This is a genomic window from Mesorhizobium sp. M0340, from assembly GCF_040321535.1.
Classification (GTDB): domain Bacteria; phylum Pseudomonadota; class Alphaproteobacteria; order Rhizobiales; family Rhizobiaceae; genus Mesorhizobium.
On record NZ_JAMYRR010000004.1, the window covers coordinates 115447 to 129321 of the forward strand.

Annotated in this window: 18 protein-coding genes; 10 read left to right on the top strand and 8 right to left on the bottom strand. The window is 62.4% G+C overall.

Annotation, left to right across the window (positions count from 1 at the left end; all coding sequences use genetic code 11):
- Nucleotides 1-9 precede the first annotated feature (9 nt).
- The 5 genes from pheS to infC all read right to left on the bottom strand — a co-directional run bounded on the left by pheS (nucleotide 10) and on the right by infC (nucleotide 3406).
- A complete protein-coding gene (gene pheS / locus NKI79_RS07285; protein WP_352800736.1) occupies nucleotides 10-1095 on the bottom strand; it encodes a phenylalanine--tRNA ligase subunit alpha in 1086 nt (361 codons plus the stop codon).
- Nucleotides 1096-1191: 96 nt separating this feature from the next.
- The gene (rplT, locus tag NKI79_RS07290) at nucleotides 1192-1593 is read right to left on the bottom strand and encodes a 50S ribosomal protein L20 (protein WP_006201247.1); all 402 of its coding nucleotides are present in this window, start codon (nucleotides 1591-1593) and stop codon (nucleotides 1192-1194) included.
- Between the two features lie 37 nt (nucleotides 1594-1630).
- Complete coding sequence (gene rpmI, locus NKI79_RS07295) at nucleotides 1631-1834, bottom strand: 50S ribosomal protein L35 (RefSeq protein ID WP_006201248.1); 204 nt, start codon at nucleotides 1832-1834, stop codon at nucleotides 1631-1633.
- Nucleotides 1835-2025: 191 nt separating this feature from the next.
- Nucleotides 2026-2667, bottom strand: coding sequence for a methyltransferase family protein (locus tag NKI79_RS07300; protein ID WP_352800738.1), 642 nt, complete (start codon nucleotides 2665-2667; stop codon nucleotides 2026-2028).
- A 202-nt stretch (nucleotides 2668-2869) separates the two neighbouring features.
- Entirely contained in the window at nucleotides 2870-3406 is a 537-nt protein-coding gene (infC, locus tag NKI79_RS07305; RefSeq protein WP_023677573.1) for a translation initiation factor IF-3, read from the bottom strand.
- A gap of 214 nt (nucleotides 3407-3620) precedes the next feature.
- On the opposite strand from infC, the gene NKI79_RS07310 reads away from it, so the two are divergent.
- The 4 genes from NKI79_RS07310 to NKI79_RS07325 all read left to right on the top strand — a co-directional run bounded on the left by NKI79_RS07310 (nucleotide 3621) and on the right by NKI79_RS07325 (nucleotide 6984).
- Nucleotides 3621-4388: an alpha/beta hydrolase gene (locus NKI79_RS07310; RefSeq protein WP_352800740.1), complete on the top strand. Its 768-nt coding sequence runs from the start codon at nucleotides 3621-3623 to the stop codon at nucleotides 4386-4388.
- Between the two features lie 4 nt (nucleotides 4389-4392).
- Nucleotides 4393-5535, top strand: a complete 1143-nt coding sequence (locus tag NKI79_RS07315; RefSeq protein WP_352800742.1) for a benzoate/H(+) symporter BenE family transporter — start codon at nucleotides 4393-4395, stop codon at nucleotides 5533-5535.
- 116 nt (nucleotides 5536-5651) lie between these two features.
- A complete protein-coding gene (locus tag NKI79_RS07320) occupies nucleotides 5652-6128 on the top strand; it encodes a DUF2852 domain-containing protein (protein ID WP_352800744.1) in 477 nt (158 codons plus the stop codon).
- A 97-nt stretch (nucleotides 6129-6225) separates the two neighbouring features.
- On the top strand, nucleotides 6226-6984 hold the full coding sequence (locus NKI79_RS07325; protein WP_352480203.1) for a M48 family metallopeptidase: 759 nt from the start codon (nucleotides 6226-6228) through the stop codon (nucleotides 6982-6984).
- A gap of 8 nt (nucleotides 6985-6992) precedes the next feature.
- On the opposite strand, the gene NKI79_RS07330 is transcribed toward NKI79_RS07325, so the two are convergent.
- Nucleotides 6993-7211, bottom strand: a complete 219-nt coding sequence (locus NKI79_RS07330; RefSeq protein WP_254815955.1) for a hypothetical protein — start codon at nucleotides 7209-7211, stop codon at nucleotides 6993-6995.
- A gap of 164 nt (nucleotides 7212-7375) precedes the next feature.
- Here NKI79_RS07330 and NKI79_RS07335 point away from each other — a divergent pair, with 164 nt between their 5' ends.
- The 6 genes from NKI79_RS07335 (at nucleotide 7376) to NKI79_RS07360 (ending at nucleotide 13089) form a co-directional block, all read left to right on the top strand.
- Complete coding sequence (locus NKI79_RS07335; RefSeq protein ID WP_352801071.1) at nucleotides 7376-8035, top strand: phosphoribosylanthranilate isomerase; 660 nt, start codon at nucleotides 7376-7378, stop codon at nucleotides 8033-8035.
- A 33-nt stretch (nucleotides 8036-8068) separates the two neighbouring features.
- Entirely contained in the window at nucleotides 8069-9319 is a 1251-nt protein-coding gene (gene trpB, locus NKI79_RS07340) for a tryptophan synthase subunit beta (RefSeq protein ID WP_352800746.1), read from the top strand.
- 2 nt (nucleotides 9320-9321) lie between these two features.
- Nucleotides 9322-10161 carry a tryptophan synthase subunit alpha gene (trpA, locus tag NKI79_RS07345; protein ID WP_352480201.1) on the top strand — a complete coding sequence of 280 codons (840 nt, stop codon included), beginning with the start codon at nucleotides 9322-9324 and terminating at the stop codon, nucleotides 10159-10161.
- Nucleotides 10162-10198: 37 nt separating this feature from the next.
- Nucleotides 10199-11125: an acetyl-CoA carboxylase, carboxyltransferase subunit beta gene (gene accD / locus NKI79_RS07350; protein ID WP_352800748.1), complete on the top strand. Its 927-nt coding sequence runs from the start codon at nucleotides 10199-10201 to the stop codon at nucleotides 11123-11125.
- 157 nt (nucleotides 11126-11282) lie between these two features.
- Nucleotides 11283-12608 (top strand): bifunctional folylpolyglutamate synthase/dihydrofolate synthase, encoded by a 1326-nt coding sequence (locus NKI79_RS07355; protein WP_352800750.1) that lies wholly within the window; start codon nucleotides 11283-11285, stop codon nucleotides 12606-12608.
- A gap of 61 nt (nucleotides 12609-12669) precedes the next feature.
- The gene (locus NKI79_RS07360) at nucleotides 12670-13089 is read left to right on the top strand and encodes a VOC family protein (protein WP_352800752.1); all 420 of its coding nucleotides are present in this window, start codon (nucleotides 12670-12672) and stop codon (nucleotides 13087-13089) included.
- Nucleotides 13090-13137: 48 nt separating this feature from the next.
- On the opposite strand, the gene NKI79_RS07365 is transcribed toward NKI79_RS07360, so the two are convergent.
- Nucleotides 13138-13419, bottom strand: coding sequence for a cupin domain-containing protein (locus NKI79_RS07365; protein WP_254815949.1), 282 nt, complete (start codon nucleotides 13417-13419; stop codon nucleotides 13138-13140).
- Nucleotides 13420-13550: 131 nt separating this feature from the next.
- The gene (gene trxA / locus NKI79_RS07370) at nucleotides 13551-13874 is read right to left on the bottom strand and encodes a thioredoxin (protein WP_023677558.1); all 324 of its coding nucleotides are present in this window, start codon (nucleotides 13872-13874) and stop codon (nucleotides 13551-13553) included.
- Between the last annotated feature and the right edge of the window lies 1 nt (nucleotide 13875).

The window sequence follows — 13875 nt, forward strand, 5'->3', positions numbered from 1 at the left end:
GCCCGCTCGTCACGCGCTCAAGCCCCCGAACAGCGTTGGCATGTCGAGCGGCCTAAAACCGTAATGCGAAAGCCAGCGGACATCGGCGTCGAAGAAGGCGCGCAGATCCGGCATGCCGTATTTCAGCATGGCGATGCGGTCGATGCCCATGCCCCAGGCGAAGCCCTGATATTCGTCAGGATCGAGGCCACCGTAACGGAGCACATTGGGGTGCACCATGCCGCAGCCGAGGATCTCCATCCAGTCGGAGCCTTCGCCGAAACGCACCTCGCCCGGCCGCGAACGATCGCACTGGATATCGACCTCGAGGCTGGGCTCGGTGAACGGGAAGAAGGACGGCCGGAAGCGCATCTTCACGCTCGGCACCTCGAAGAAGGCCTTGCAGAACTCCTCTAGCACCCACTTCATATTGGCGACATTGGCCGATTTGTCGATCACCAGCCCCTCGACCTGATGGAACATCGGCGAGTGGGTGGCATCGGAATCCTGCCGATAAGTCTTGCCAGGAATGACGATGCGGATCGGCGGCTTCTGCATCTCCATGGTGCGTATCTGCACCGGCGAGGTGTGGGTGCGCAAAAGCTTGCGTTCGCCCTGCGCGTCCGGCTGGAAAAAGAAGGTGTCGTGCATCTCGCGCGCCGGGTGGCCTTCCGGGAAGTTCAGCGAGGTGAAATTATAATAGTCGGTCTCGATGTCGGGGCCTTCGGCGATGGCAAAGCCGAGATCGCCGAAGATCGCCGCGATCTCGTCGATGACCTGGCTGATCGGATGGATGCGGCCGCGCTCGGCCGGCGATTGCCTGACCGGCAGCGTCACATCAACCTTCTCGGCGGCGAGACGGGCCGTAATCGCCGCGTCCTTCAGCTCGGCGCGGCGAACAGAAAGCGCCTCGGTGACGCGGTTCTTGAGGCCGTTGATCGCCGGGCCTTTGACCTGGCGCTCCTCGGCGCTCATCGAGCCGAGCGTCTTCAGCATCTCGGAAACCGAGCCCTTCTTGCCGAGGGCCGAGACACGCACCGCCTCGATCGCCTGCTCGTCGGCGGCCGAGGCAATCTCGGCCATCAGGGAATGTTCGAGAGTTTCCATGTCACTCATGTTCCAGATCCGATTGGAAGCAAAGAAAAACCCGCGCCAGCCCTGCCAGCGCGGGTTTCCCAAATCAAGTGTCGAATAGCTTGGGAAGCGCTGGTCTTAAGCGACAGCGCTTTCAAAAGCATTCGGCGTGGTGTTCTTGAGATATTCGAGCGCGACCTTGGCCTTGGCCACGAGTGCGGCGAAGGCCTGCGGCTCGTGGATGGCCATATCCGACAGGATCTTGCGGTCGATCTCGATGCCAGCCTTGTTGAGACCGTCGATGAAGCGGCCGTAGGTCAGGCCATGCTCATGCGTCGCCGCATTGATGCGCTGGATCCACAGCGCGCGGAACGAACGCTTGCGATTCTTGCGGTCGCGATAGGCATACTGTAGCGACTTTTCCACCGCCTGCTTGGCGATCCGGATGGTGTTCTTGCGACGGCCGTAAAAACCCTTGGCGGCTTTCAGGACCTTCTTGTGCTTGGCGTGCGAGGTGACGCCTCTCTTTACGCGTGCCATGTCATGATCTCCTTAAACGTTGTCCAGGCCGAATGCTCTAAAGGCCGTTCGGCAGAAAATTCTTGATGACCTTCTTGCCGTCCGGTTCAGCCAGAACCATCGTGCCGCGGGCATTTCGAATGAACTTGTTGGAACGCTTGATCATGCCGTGACGCTTGCCGGCCGCAGCCGACAGAACTTTACCCGTACCTGTGATCTTGAACCGCTTCTTGGCGGCCGACTTGGTCTTCATCTTGGGCATTTTGCTACTCCGTTTATATGCGCACCAATGCGCTTTTTGTTCGCTTCAGGCCGACCAAAGCCCGAAAAGCAAATGAAACCGCCACGGCATGCCCTGCCGGGCGGTTTTTTGGGAACGGCGGTCCTATACGTCAAAGCGGGCCGGCGCGCAACACCCCGTACCGAGCAACACTGTACTCAGCAATACTGCACTCAGGGGAAACGGAACAGCACCGGCAATATGCCGGACTGCTGGGCGCCGTCGATCAGTTCGAAAGCCGGCAAGGCAATCAGGAAGACCAGACCGTCCAGCAGCGTGGTTCGCAGCAGGCGCGGCTTGAAGCCGCCGGTGTCGCCTTCCTGATACAGCGACAGCTTCGGAAAAAAGCGCGGCACTTTCGCCAGGTAGGCCTGGTATGGCGCGCCGAGAACCTCCTTGAGGAATTTCTCCTCGCGCAGGATAACGATGTAAAAGGCACCCGCGCAAAGCGCTGCAAAGCCGATCATGGCGGTGATGGAGCCGATCTGTGCGCCGACACCGGCGGCAGCTAAAGTAGAGAAGACATAGAGCGGGTTGCGGGTGATCGAATAGGGGCCGCCGGTCACCACTTCGGAGGATTTGCGACCGCCGATATAGAGCGTCGACCACAAGCGTCCGACGATGCCGAGAAAGATCAGCACGACGCCAACCATTTCGATCGTTTCATGCACAGGCGTATCGGGCGGAAAAACCGACTGCCCGAACAAAAGCATCGCGAACAGGACGACGACGACGACGGCAAGCACCATCCTGCGCGTGTGCTGGTAGCTGCCCAGCCCATATTTGGCTTCCGAATGCTTGACGTCATTGACCATGTCGGGAATCCGATCGTCGAGGGAACCAGAGCGTCTTTGCTCTCGCCGGCGATCGCAGCGTCTGGCCAAGAAAACAGGCGCCCCGCCGATCGCCGGGACGCCTTGCAACATGATTCAGGCGGATTTTATGCACGTCGCCCAAAAGTGCGCAGCGGTTTTGCGACAACGACATGCACAAAACAGAACTAAAGCGCAACGCGCTTTAGCGGGGCGCCAGCACCATCATCATCTGGCGGCCTTCGAGCTTCGGTTCGGCTTCGACCTTGGCGATGGGCGCCACTTCCTCGCGAACCTTGTTCAGAAGCTGCATGCCGAGTTCCATATGCGCCATCTCGCGACCGCGGAAGCGCAATGTCAGCTTGACCTTGTCGCCTTCCTCGAAAAAGCGCCGGACAGCCTTCATCTTGGTCTCGTAGTCGTGGCTGTCGATGTTCGGGCGCATCTTGATCTCCTTGATCTCGATGACCTTCTGGTTCTTGCGCGCCTCGGCCGCCTTCTTCTGGTTGGCGTATTTCAGCTTGCCGAGATCGAGGATCTTTACGACGGGCGGCACTGCATTGGGCGATATCTCGACCAGGTCGAGCCCAGCCTCTTCGGCGAGCAGCAATGCGTCGTTGATGGAGACATCGCCGCGGTTCTGGCCTTCGGCGTCGATTAGCTGGACCCGGGGAACCCGGATGTCACGGTTGGAGCGCGGGCCTTCCTTGGTGGGCGCCGCTGCTTTGAAAGGTCTGCGAATGGTCGTGGTCTCCTTGAGCCGTTTCGTTAAGGGGTTCTTCAATTCAGAATTGCGAACGCGCAATGTGGTGAGCGCGCGGTCGGAGTCAATAGCACAGCATTCTCAGGAAATCACCTGCCCGATGAATGCTCCTCTGCACCAAGCGAAGAAAGTAGCAGAGCACTTTTCGTTGAACCCCCGCTTGTGCCAAAAGACCGGCGTGAGGGAATACACGATGAGCACCACCCCGATCTTCCTGGACCTCGACGGGACGAGCATCGCCGTCAGGCATGCGGCAGGTGCCGAGCCCGGCATCGTCTGGCTTGGCGGCTACAAGTCCGACATGCTGGGCACCAAGGCTGAAACGTTGTCGGAATGGACGCGCAAAGAAGGCCGCGCCTTCCTGCGGCACGATTATTCCGGCCACGGCGAATCGAGTGGTGCCTTTGCCGACGGCACCATCTCGAAATGGCTGGGCGAGAGCCTGGCGGTTTTCCGCCGTTTCACCCGGGGCAGGCAAATCCTGGTCGGTTCGTCGATGGGCGCCTGGATCGCGCTGCGCATGATGCAGGAGTTGCGCAAGGCGGGCGAGAACAGCGTCGCCGGCCTTGTGCTGCTGGCGCCGGCGCCCGATTTCACGTTCGAACTGGTGGAGCCGGTGCTGACCGGGGCGCAGAAGCGCGACCTCAGGAAAAAGGGCTTTTTCGAAGAGCCGTCGGACTATTCCGCCGAACCGTACATCTACACGCGCGCACTAATCGAGGACGGCCGCAACAACCGGGTGATGACCGGGCCGATCGACACGCACTGTCCGGTCCACATCCTGCAAGGCCTGGCCGATCCCGACGTGCCATCGAGCCATGCGTTGAAGCTGGTCAGCCTGCTGCCGGCCGACGACGTCACGCTGTCGCTCATCCCGGACGGCGACCACCGCCTGTCGCGGCCACAGGATCTCGACATGCTGGTGCGGACGGTGGACGCTATGGTGCGGCAGGCGGGATAGAGGCATGCGCATTTCCATTCCGGTGTCCGCCTTCGTCGCGGCGATCGTCGGCTTCGGCGGTACGCTGGCCATCGTCATTGCCGCCGCCAAGGCGGTCGGCGCAACGCAGGTCGAGACCGCAAGCTGGGTGACGGCGCTTTGCCTGGCGATGGCGATCGAGAGCCTGTGGCTGTCCTGGCGCACAAAAATGCCGGTCATCACCGCGTGGTCGACGCCAGGCGTGGCGCTGATCGCCGCGTCGACCGGCTTTTCAATGGGTGAGGCGGTTGGCGCCTTCGTCGTCACCGCGGTCCTGCTGATCACCACAGGCCTGTTCGGGCCCTTGACCAAGCTGATCGCCAGAATACCGGCGTCCGTCGCATCCGGAATGCTGGCCGGCATCGTCGTCACCTTCGCCATCAATGCGGTCAAGACCGTTCCCGTCGACCCTTGGCTGATCCTGCCGCTGGTTGCGGCGTTCTTCGTCATCCGCCTGTTCAACCCGGCACTGTCGGTGCTGCTGGTGCTGATCGGCGGCGGTCTCGCCGCCTTCCTCACCGGCCGGGTCGGCGGTCTGCCGGCACCGGAACTCTCGAGCTTGACGCTGGTGATGCCGCAGTTCACCGCCACTGCAATCATCGGCCTCGCCTTGCCGCTCTACCTCGTCACCATGGCCTCGCAGAACCTGTCCGGCCTCGCCGTGCTGAGGGCAGCCGGCTATCATCCCGAACCCGGGCCGCTGATCGGCGTCACGGGCCTGTTTTCGCTGCTGACGGCGCCGTTCGGCGCCTCGACCACCAATCTGGCGGCAATCTCGGCGGCGATCTGCACCGGGCCCGACGTGCATCCCGATCCGGCCGAGCGCTGGAAGACCGGGCCGTTCTATGCGTTGGCTTATCTCGTCTTTGCCCTGTTCGGCGCCTCGCTGGTGGCGATCTTCGCCGTATTGCCGCAGAGCCTGATCGCGCTGGTCGCCGGCCTGGCGCTGATGGCGCCGCTCGCCAATGCACTGTCGATCGCCTTGAAAGACGAGGACGAGCGGATGGCCGCCACGGTCACCTTCGCCGTCACCGCATCGGGGCTGACGCTGTTCGGCGTCGGCGCGGCGTTCTGGGGGCTGATTGCCGGATTGGTCGTGCTTTTCCTCGAAAATCTCAAAAAGCGATAATCATTTCAGCCGCTTGTCCGGTTTTGGCGATCGCTGTCTTGAATCGCCGTTTTCTCCATCCCATTTCGATTCAACGCAGCCGGATTTGGCTGTCTCCAACTGAAGGATTGGGAGAAATGAACACATCTGCATTGATCCGTCCGGCCTGGACGCCGGCGACCATCGCGTTGATGGTGATCGGGTTCATGGTGTTCTGGCCGCTCGGCTTGGCCATGCTCGCCTACATCATCTGGGGCGACCGGCTCGACGGCTTCAAGCGTGACGTCAACCGCGCCACCGACGGCATCTTCGCCGGCTGCCGCCGCGGTTCCGACAAGGCCGCGCGCTGGGGTCATGGCTCCGCCCGCACCGGCAACGTCGCTTTCGATGACTGGCGCGAAAAGGAACTCGAGCGGCTTGCCGAGGAACGCCGCAAGCTCGACGAGATGCTGAGCGAGTTCGACGAATATGCCCGCGAGTTGCGCCGCGCCAAGGATCAGGAAGAGTTCGATCGCTTCATGGCCAATCGCAACAAGTCGACGTCCCCCACGACCGGGTCGGCGACGAACAACAAACCCAGCGGCAACTCGACGCCAGGCCTGCTCGACGAGTAAGGTCCCGTGCGCGGATAGATAATCCAACGGCGTCGCGTCAGCGGCGCCGTTTCTTTTTTGTTCTAGTCGTTTCCCTCGAATCACGTATCGTCCCGGAATGTCCTTCGGCTTCTTTCGCACCCCGACGAAACCCAAGCCCACGCCCGTCGTGGAGCGCGAGCATTGCGTTGCCGGCCGCACGCTGCCGCTCAAGATCGTCGAGAACGACCGGGCGCGGCGCCTGACGCTGCGCATCGATTCCGGTGGCCGTGGTCTGCGCATCACCGTGCCGCCGGGGCTGCGGCGCGGCGAGGTGGAAAAATTTCTCGACCGCCATCAGGACTGGCTGGAGCAAAGGCTGGCCAAAGTGCCCAACCGGCCGCAGGTGCGGCCCGGCATCAAGATACCGGTGCGCGGCGTGCCGCATCGCATCGTCCATGAACCGTCGAAACGCGGCACCGTCACGCTGTCGCGCGACGAGCGCGGGCCGCTGATGATCGTGCATGGCGAACGCGTGCATCTGCCGCGCCGCATCGCCGATTTCCTCAAGCGCGAAGCCAAGCGCGAGATCGAAGCGCTGGTAACCAAGCACAGTGCGGCGGTCGGCAAGCGCGCCAAGGCGATCCGCTTCAAGGATACGTCGAGCCGCTGGGGGTCGTGCACGTCGGACGGCAATCTGTCGTTTTCCTGGCGCATCATGATGGCGCCGCGGCCGGTGATAAACTACCTCGTCGCGCACGAGGTGGCGCATCTCAAGGAGATGAACCACGGCCCGAAATTCTGGAAATTATGCGAGCAGCTTTGCCCGGACACCGAGCGCTGCAAGGATTGGCTCAAGCGCAATGGCGGCGCGCTGCAGGCGATCGCGTTCGAGTAGTTGTCCGATCAATCGTCATTCGCCGCGTTCAACTCCTCCGGCCGCAACCCCTCATCGACATGGCGCGGCCAGGGCAGAAAATCCTTCTCGAAGGTCTCGTTGCTGAAATAAGCCAGCGCCCGGTGCGCCTCGGCGCCGTTGAAAGCCGCCTTGTCCATCAAATGAGCGATGACCTCATGGGCCTGCGCCAGCTTTTGCCTGAGTTCCGCGACGGTCTTTTCCGGCATGATCTTTGTTCTCCCGCCTTTGTGCCTGAGCAAGTAGCGTTGCGCTCTTATACCAGCAAGGTAGCGCGTTCCGCTCTTACATTAGCAAGGTAGCGCGTTCCGCGCCGGCGGCAAACAGGATGCTTTTTCTCGACTCTTTGGCCGTTTCGTGCCAATCCCGCGCCATGGCGCTCGACATCAAGATATGCGGGTTGAAGACCAACAAGGCACTGGCTGCGGCATTGGCCGGCGGCGCCAGCCATGTCGGCTTCATTTTCTTTGCCAAAAGCCCGCGCTATGTCGAGCCGGCGGAAGCCGGCCGCCTGCGCGAAGCGGCGCGCGGCAAGGCCAAGGCGGTTGCCGTGACGGTCGACGCCAGCGATGCGTTCCTGGATGAGATCGTCGAAAAGATGCAGCCCGACATGCTGCAGCTTCACGGCGCCGAGCCCCCCGAGCGGGTGGCCGAGGTGAAGGCCCGCTACGGCTTGCCGGTGATGAAGGCGCTGCCGGTCAGCAAGGCTGCCGATCTCGCGCGGGTCAAACCCTTCATCGGCATCGCCGACCGCTTCCTGTTCGATGCCAAGCCGCCTAAGGGTTCGGAATTGCCGGGCGGCAACGGTCTTGCCTTCGACTGGCGCATTCTGGCTGGCCTTGACGCCGGCGTTGATTACATGCTTTCCGGTGGGCTCAATGCCGGCAATATCGGCGACGCCTTTCGGCTGGCGAACCCGCCTGGAATAGATGTTTCCTCGGGCGTGGAGAGCGCGCCGGGCGTCAAGGAACCGGCGCTGATCGAACAATTTTTCCGCGCCGTCGGGGCAGCACGCGACAACCGCGCCGCCTGACCACGCTTCAAACCTCAGACCAGGAGATCGGCGATGGACAAGCCGGCGATACCGAATTCCTTCCGCACCGGCCCCGACGAGCAGGGCATGTTCGGCATTTTTGGCGGTCGCTTCGTTGCCGAAACGCTGATGCCGCTGATCCTGGAGCTGGAGCGGCACTGGAACGAGGTCAAGAACGACCCGGATTTCAAGGCCGAACTGACCGATCTCTCGACGCATTACGCCGGGCGGCCGTCGAAGCTCTATTTCGCTGAAGGCCTGACCAGGCATCTTCGTGAGGTGTCCTTGGCAAAGGGCCTCGGGGGCGGCGCAAAGGTCTATTTCAAACGCGAGGACCTGAACCACACCGGCTCGCACAAGATCAACAACTGCCTCGGCCAGATCCTGCTCGCCAAGCGCATGGGCAAGACGAGGATCATCGCAGAGACCGGTGCCGGCCAGCATGGCGTCGCTTCCGCCACGGTCGCGGCGCGCTTCGGGCTTCCTTGTATCGTCTATATGGGCGCGACCGATGTCGCCCGGCAAAGCCCCAACGTCTTTCGCATGAAGCTTCTGGGCGCCGAGGTGCGGCCGGTGACGGCCGGCCACGGCACGCTGAAGGACGCCATGAACGAGGCCCTGCGCGACTGGGTGACCAACGTCGAGGATACCTATTATCTGATCGGCACCGCCGCCGGCCCGCACCCCTATCCGGAGTTGGTGCGCGACTTCCAGTCGGTGATCGGCACCGAGGCGCGCGCCCAGATCCTCGAGCAGGAAGGCCGGCTGCCGGACACCATCATCGCTTGTGTCGGCGGCGGTTCCAACGCTATCGGCCTGTTCCATCCCTTCCTCGACGACAGTGAGGTGCGCATCATCGGCGTAGAAGCCGGAGGCCGCGGCCTCGACGGCGTCGAGCATTGCGCCTCGATGAGTGCCGGCGCGCCCGGCGTGCTGCATGGCAACCGTACCTACCTCCTGCAGAACGCCGACGGCCAGATCATGGACGGCCACTCGATCTCGGCCGGCCTCGACTATCCCGGCGTCGGGCCGGAGCACTCATGGCTGCGCGATTCCGGCCGCGTCGACTACGTGCCGATCCTCGACAGCGAGGCGCTGGAGGCGTTCCAGTTGACGACACGCGTCGAGGGCATCATTCCTGCGCTTGAATCGGCCCATGCCATCGCACAGGCGGTGAAGATCGTGCCTGACATGGACAAGGACCAGATCGTCATCGTCAACCTGTCCGGCCGCGGCGACAAGGACGTGCATACGGTGGCCAATATGCTGGGCATGGAGATCTGATCATGGCCACCCGTATCGACCGCCGCATGGCAAAGCTGAAGGCCGAGGGCCGACCGGCACTCGTAACCTATTTCATGGGCGGCGACCCTGACTACGACACGTCGCTCTCGATCATGAAGGCGCTGCCCGGCGCCGGCAGCGACATCATCGAGCTCGGCATGCCGTTTTCCGATCCGATGGCCGACGGCCCGGCGATCCAGGCGGCCGGCTTGCGGGCGCTGAAGGGCGGCCAGACACTGGTCAAGACACTGAAGATGGCCTCGGAATTCCGCGCCGGCGACAGTGAAACGCCGATCGTCTTGATGGGCTATTACAATCCGATCTACATCTACGGCGTCGAGCGCTTCCTGAGCGACGCGCTGGCCAGCGGCATCGACGGGCTGATCGTCGTCGACCTGCCGCCGGAGATGGACGAGGAACTTTGTATCCCGGCACTCAAGGCCGGCATCAATTTCATCCGGCTGGCGACGCCGACCACCGACGACAAGCGCCTGCCCAAGGTGCTGCAGAACACCTCCGGCTTCGTCTATTATGTGTCGATGACCGGTATCACCGGTTCGGCGCTGGCCGACACCGGCAAGGTGGCGGCAGCTGTCAAACGCATCAAGAGCCATACCGACCTGCCGGTCTGCGTCGGCTTCGGCGTCAAGACAGCAGAGCAGGCGCGCATCATCGGCGCGTCGGCCGACGGCGTCGTTGTCGGCACCGCGATTGTCAATGCCGTCGCCAACGTGCTGGGGCCGAAGGGCGAAAAGACCGCCGATCCGGCCGAGGCCGTCGCCACGCTGGTCAGCGGGCTTTCGCAAGGGGTTCGCGCGGCTCGCCTTGCTGCCGCCGAATAATCTTCCTACGTCTTCTTAAGGGACAGGAGCCGAAGCGATGAACTGGATCACCAATTACGTCCGTCCGAAGATCAATTCGATGCTCGGCCGCCGCACCGACATGCCGGAAAACCTGTGGATCAAGGATCCCGAGACCGGCGAAATGGTGTTCCATAAGGATCTGGAGCAGAACCAGTTCGTCATCCCGTCCTCCGGCCACCATATGAAGATATCGGCTAAGGAACGGCTGAAATTCTTCCTCGACGACGGCAAATACGAGACGCTCGAGTACCCCAAGGTCGTTCAGGATCCGCTCAAGTTCCGCGACGAGAAGCGCTACGTAGACCGGCTGAAGGATGCCAAAGCCAAGACCGGCATGGAAGACGCGATCATCAATGCGCTGGGCACGGTCGAAGGCGTGCCGGTGGTGGTGACGGTGCAGGATTTTGCCTTCATGGGCGGCTCGCTCGGCATGGCGGCCGGTGACGCCATCGTGCATGGTTTCGAGGTCGCCTTGCAGCGCAAGCGGCCGCTGATCCTGTTTGCGGCCTCCGGCGGCGCGCGTATGCAGGAAGGCATCCTGTCGCTGATGCAGTTGCCGCGGACCACGGTCGGCGTCGACAGGCTGAAGGAGGCCGGCCTGCCATACATCGTCGTCCTGACCAACCCGACGACCGGCGGCGTCACCGCCTCCTACGCCATGCTGGGCGACGTGCACATTGCCGAGCCAGGCGCGCTGATCGGCTTTGCCGGACCGCGCGTCATCGAGCAGACGATCAGAGAAAAACTGCCCGAAGGCTTCCAGCGCGCCGAATATCTGATGGAACACGGCATGGTCGACATGGTGGTGTCACGGCTGGAGATGCGCCAGACGATTGCGCGGCTGCTGAGAATGCTGCTCAAGCTGCCGGAGGAGCAAAAACCGCAGGAGCCGGAGATCCTGCCGCCGTCGGTGATTCCGGCCGAAGCCCGGCCGCACGCCTGACGCATTCACCACGAACTGCGATTGCGCGCCATCCGTGACGCGCCTAGAGGGGTTCCGGTTCTCCTGGAACCGGTAACCCGCTCTAACTATCTGTTTTGCCGCATTTATGCGGACGCCAAATGATTCCATTTGGCTGCAAAATGCTCTAGGATTCGCCATGACCACGCTTGCCGCCGACCGCGAAATCGAAAGCCTGATGGCGCTTCACCCGAAGGGCTTCGACCTTTCGCTCGACCGCATTTCGCGGCTGCTCGAACGCCTCGGCAATCCGCAGGACCAGCTGCCGCCGGTCATCCACATCGCCGGCACCAATGGCAAGGGCTCCTGTGCCGCCTTTTCACGGGCGCTGCTCGAAGCAGCCGACTACCGCGTCCACGTCCACACTTCGCCACACTTAGTGAACTGGCACGAGCGCTACCGGCTGGCCGCCGATGGCGGCGGCAGGCTGGTTGACGACAAGGTCTTCGCCGAAGCCATCGCCCGGGTCGCCGAGGCCAATCAAGGCCAGAAGATCACCGTCTTCGAAATCCTCACCGCCGTCACCTTCCTGCTGTTTTCCGAACATCCGGCCGATGCCGTCATCCTTGAGGTCGGCCTCGGCGGCCGCTTCGACGCCACCAATGTCATCGCCGAGCCGGCCGTGTCGGTGATCATGCCGGTCTCCCTCGACCACGAAGCCTATCTCGGCGACCGCGTCGAGCTGATCGCCGCCGAAAAGGCCGGCATCATCAAGCGCGGGTGCCCGGTCGTCATCGGCGCGCAGGAAAGCGAGACGGCGCAGCAGGTGCTCATCGAAACCGCCGAACGGCTCGACTGCCCCGCCTTCGTCTATGGCCAGGATTTCCTTGCCTATGAGGAAAACGGCCGCATGGTCTATCAGGACGAAGATGGATTGATGGACCTGCCGCCGCCGCGCCTGCCGGGGCGCCATCAATTCGCCAATGCGGCGGCGGCGATCGCTGCGGTCAAGGCGGCGGGTTTCGAGATCAGCCACCGCGCTGCCGAGAAGGCGATGACGAATGTCGCCTGGCCGGGCCGCATGCAAAAGCTGCCGCAAGGCCGGCTGAGCGAGCTGGCGCCGAAGGGCGCCGACATCTGGCTCGACGGCGGCCATAATCCCGGCGCCGGCGTGGTCGTCGCTGAGGCCCTGGCGGAGCAGGAGGAAAAGAACCCGCGGCCGCTGTTCCTGATCTCGGGCATGATCAACACCAAGGACCAGAGCGGCTATTTCCGGGCCTTCAAAGGGCTGGTGCGGCACGTCTACACCGTGCCGGTGAGCCTGAGCGACGCCGGCGTGCCGAACGACGAACTGGCGACCCGCGCCATTGAGGCAGGCTTGTCGGCCGAACCGGTCAGTTCCGTTGCAAGCGCACTGATGCTGCTGCGCGACACATGGGACGGACCGCCGCCGCGCATCCTGATCGGCGGATCGCTTTACCTGGCCGGCGCGGTACTGGCCGAAAACGGCACGCCGCCAACCTGAGGCGTGCGTTCGCCGGGCCGCGATGACGCCACACCTGTCAGATCACCGCGAGGAGCCAGTCATGATCAAGGTAAAGCAGCTCGCACACGTTTGCATTTTCGCGAATGACCTGGAGATGACGCGAAGCTTCTATCGGGACGTCCTCGGCATGGACACTCAGTTCAATTTCCTGCGCGACGGGAAGACTTTCGGCTTCTACCTCAATTGCGGCAGCCGTAGCCACGTCGAGGTGTTCCAGAAAGACGGCGCAAGCTATAGCGACTTGAACCAGATCAACCACTTCTGCCTCGAAGTGGAAAACATCGACGCCGCGATCGCCCATCTGAGGTCAAAGGGGGTCGATGTCACTTCCAAGAAACCCGCGTGCGATGACACCTACCAGGCCTGGATCCGCGACCCCAACGGCGTGAAGATAGAACTGTTCGAATACACTGAGAAAAGCGCACAATTCCTCGGCGGCGATCGTATCGCGGATTGGTGAATAGCGCCGCGCCGGACAATGGTAGCGGCGCAGCCGATGGTTGGTGGACTATTTCAACTCGACCTCGATGAAGGCGAATTCGCCATCGTTTGCGCTGATGACGTCATGTTCGACGCCCTCGTTGCGGAAATACGGCGAGCCCTTCTTCATTTCGGCAAAGGATTCCCCATCCTTGGTCAGGAGCTTCACCTTACCGTCGGTCAACGGCACGATCACATAGTCGTGGCCATGGCGGTGCCAGCCGGTGTTGTCGCCCGGGGCGAAACGGTATTCGGTGACGATGACTCGCTCATTGTCGATGAAGACGGTGGCCTTGGCGGATCCGGTCATATCGCTTCTCCTTTGTATTCAGAACAGAAGAATACCGGGCGGCAAGCCGCGAGTGCCAGAGCGCCCCACCAATGACGCCAGCAAAAGAAAGCCCGGCACAAGGCCGGGCTTTCTGCAAAATTTTGATCGGATCAGGCGAGACTGCCGTTGATCCAATGCGACAATGCCGTTTTCGGCGCAGCACCGACCTTCATGTCGGCGACTTCGCCGCCCTTGAAGATCATCAGCGTCGGGATCGAGCGCACGCCGAACTGCGCGGCCAGCTCAGGATTCTCGTCTATGTTGAGTTTGGCGATCTTTATCTTGCTGCCGAGTTCGATGGCGATGTCCTCGAGCGCAGGGGCGATCATCTTGCACGGGCCGCACCATTCCGCCCAGAAATCGACCACGACCGGCTCCTTGGCGTTGAGCACGTCGGCCTGGAAATTGCTCTTGTCGACCTTGACGGTGGCCATG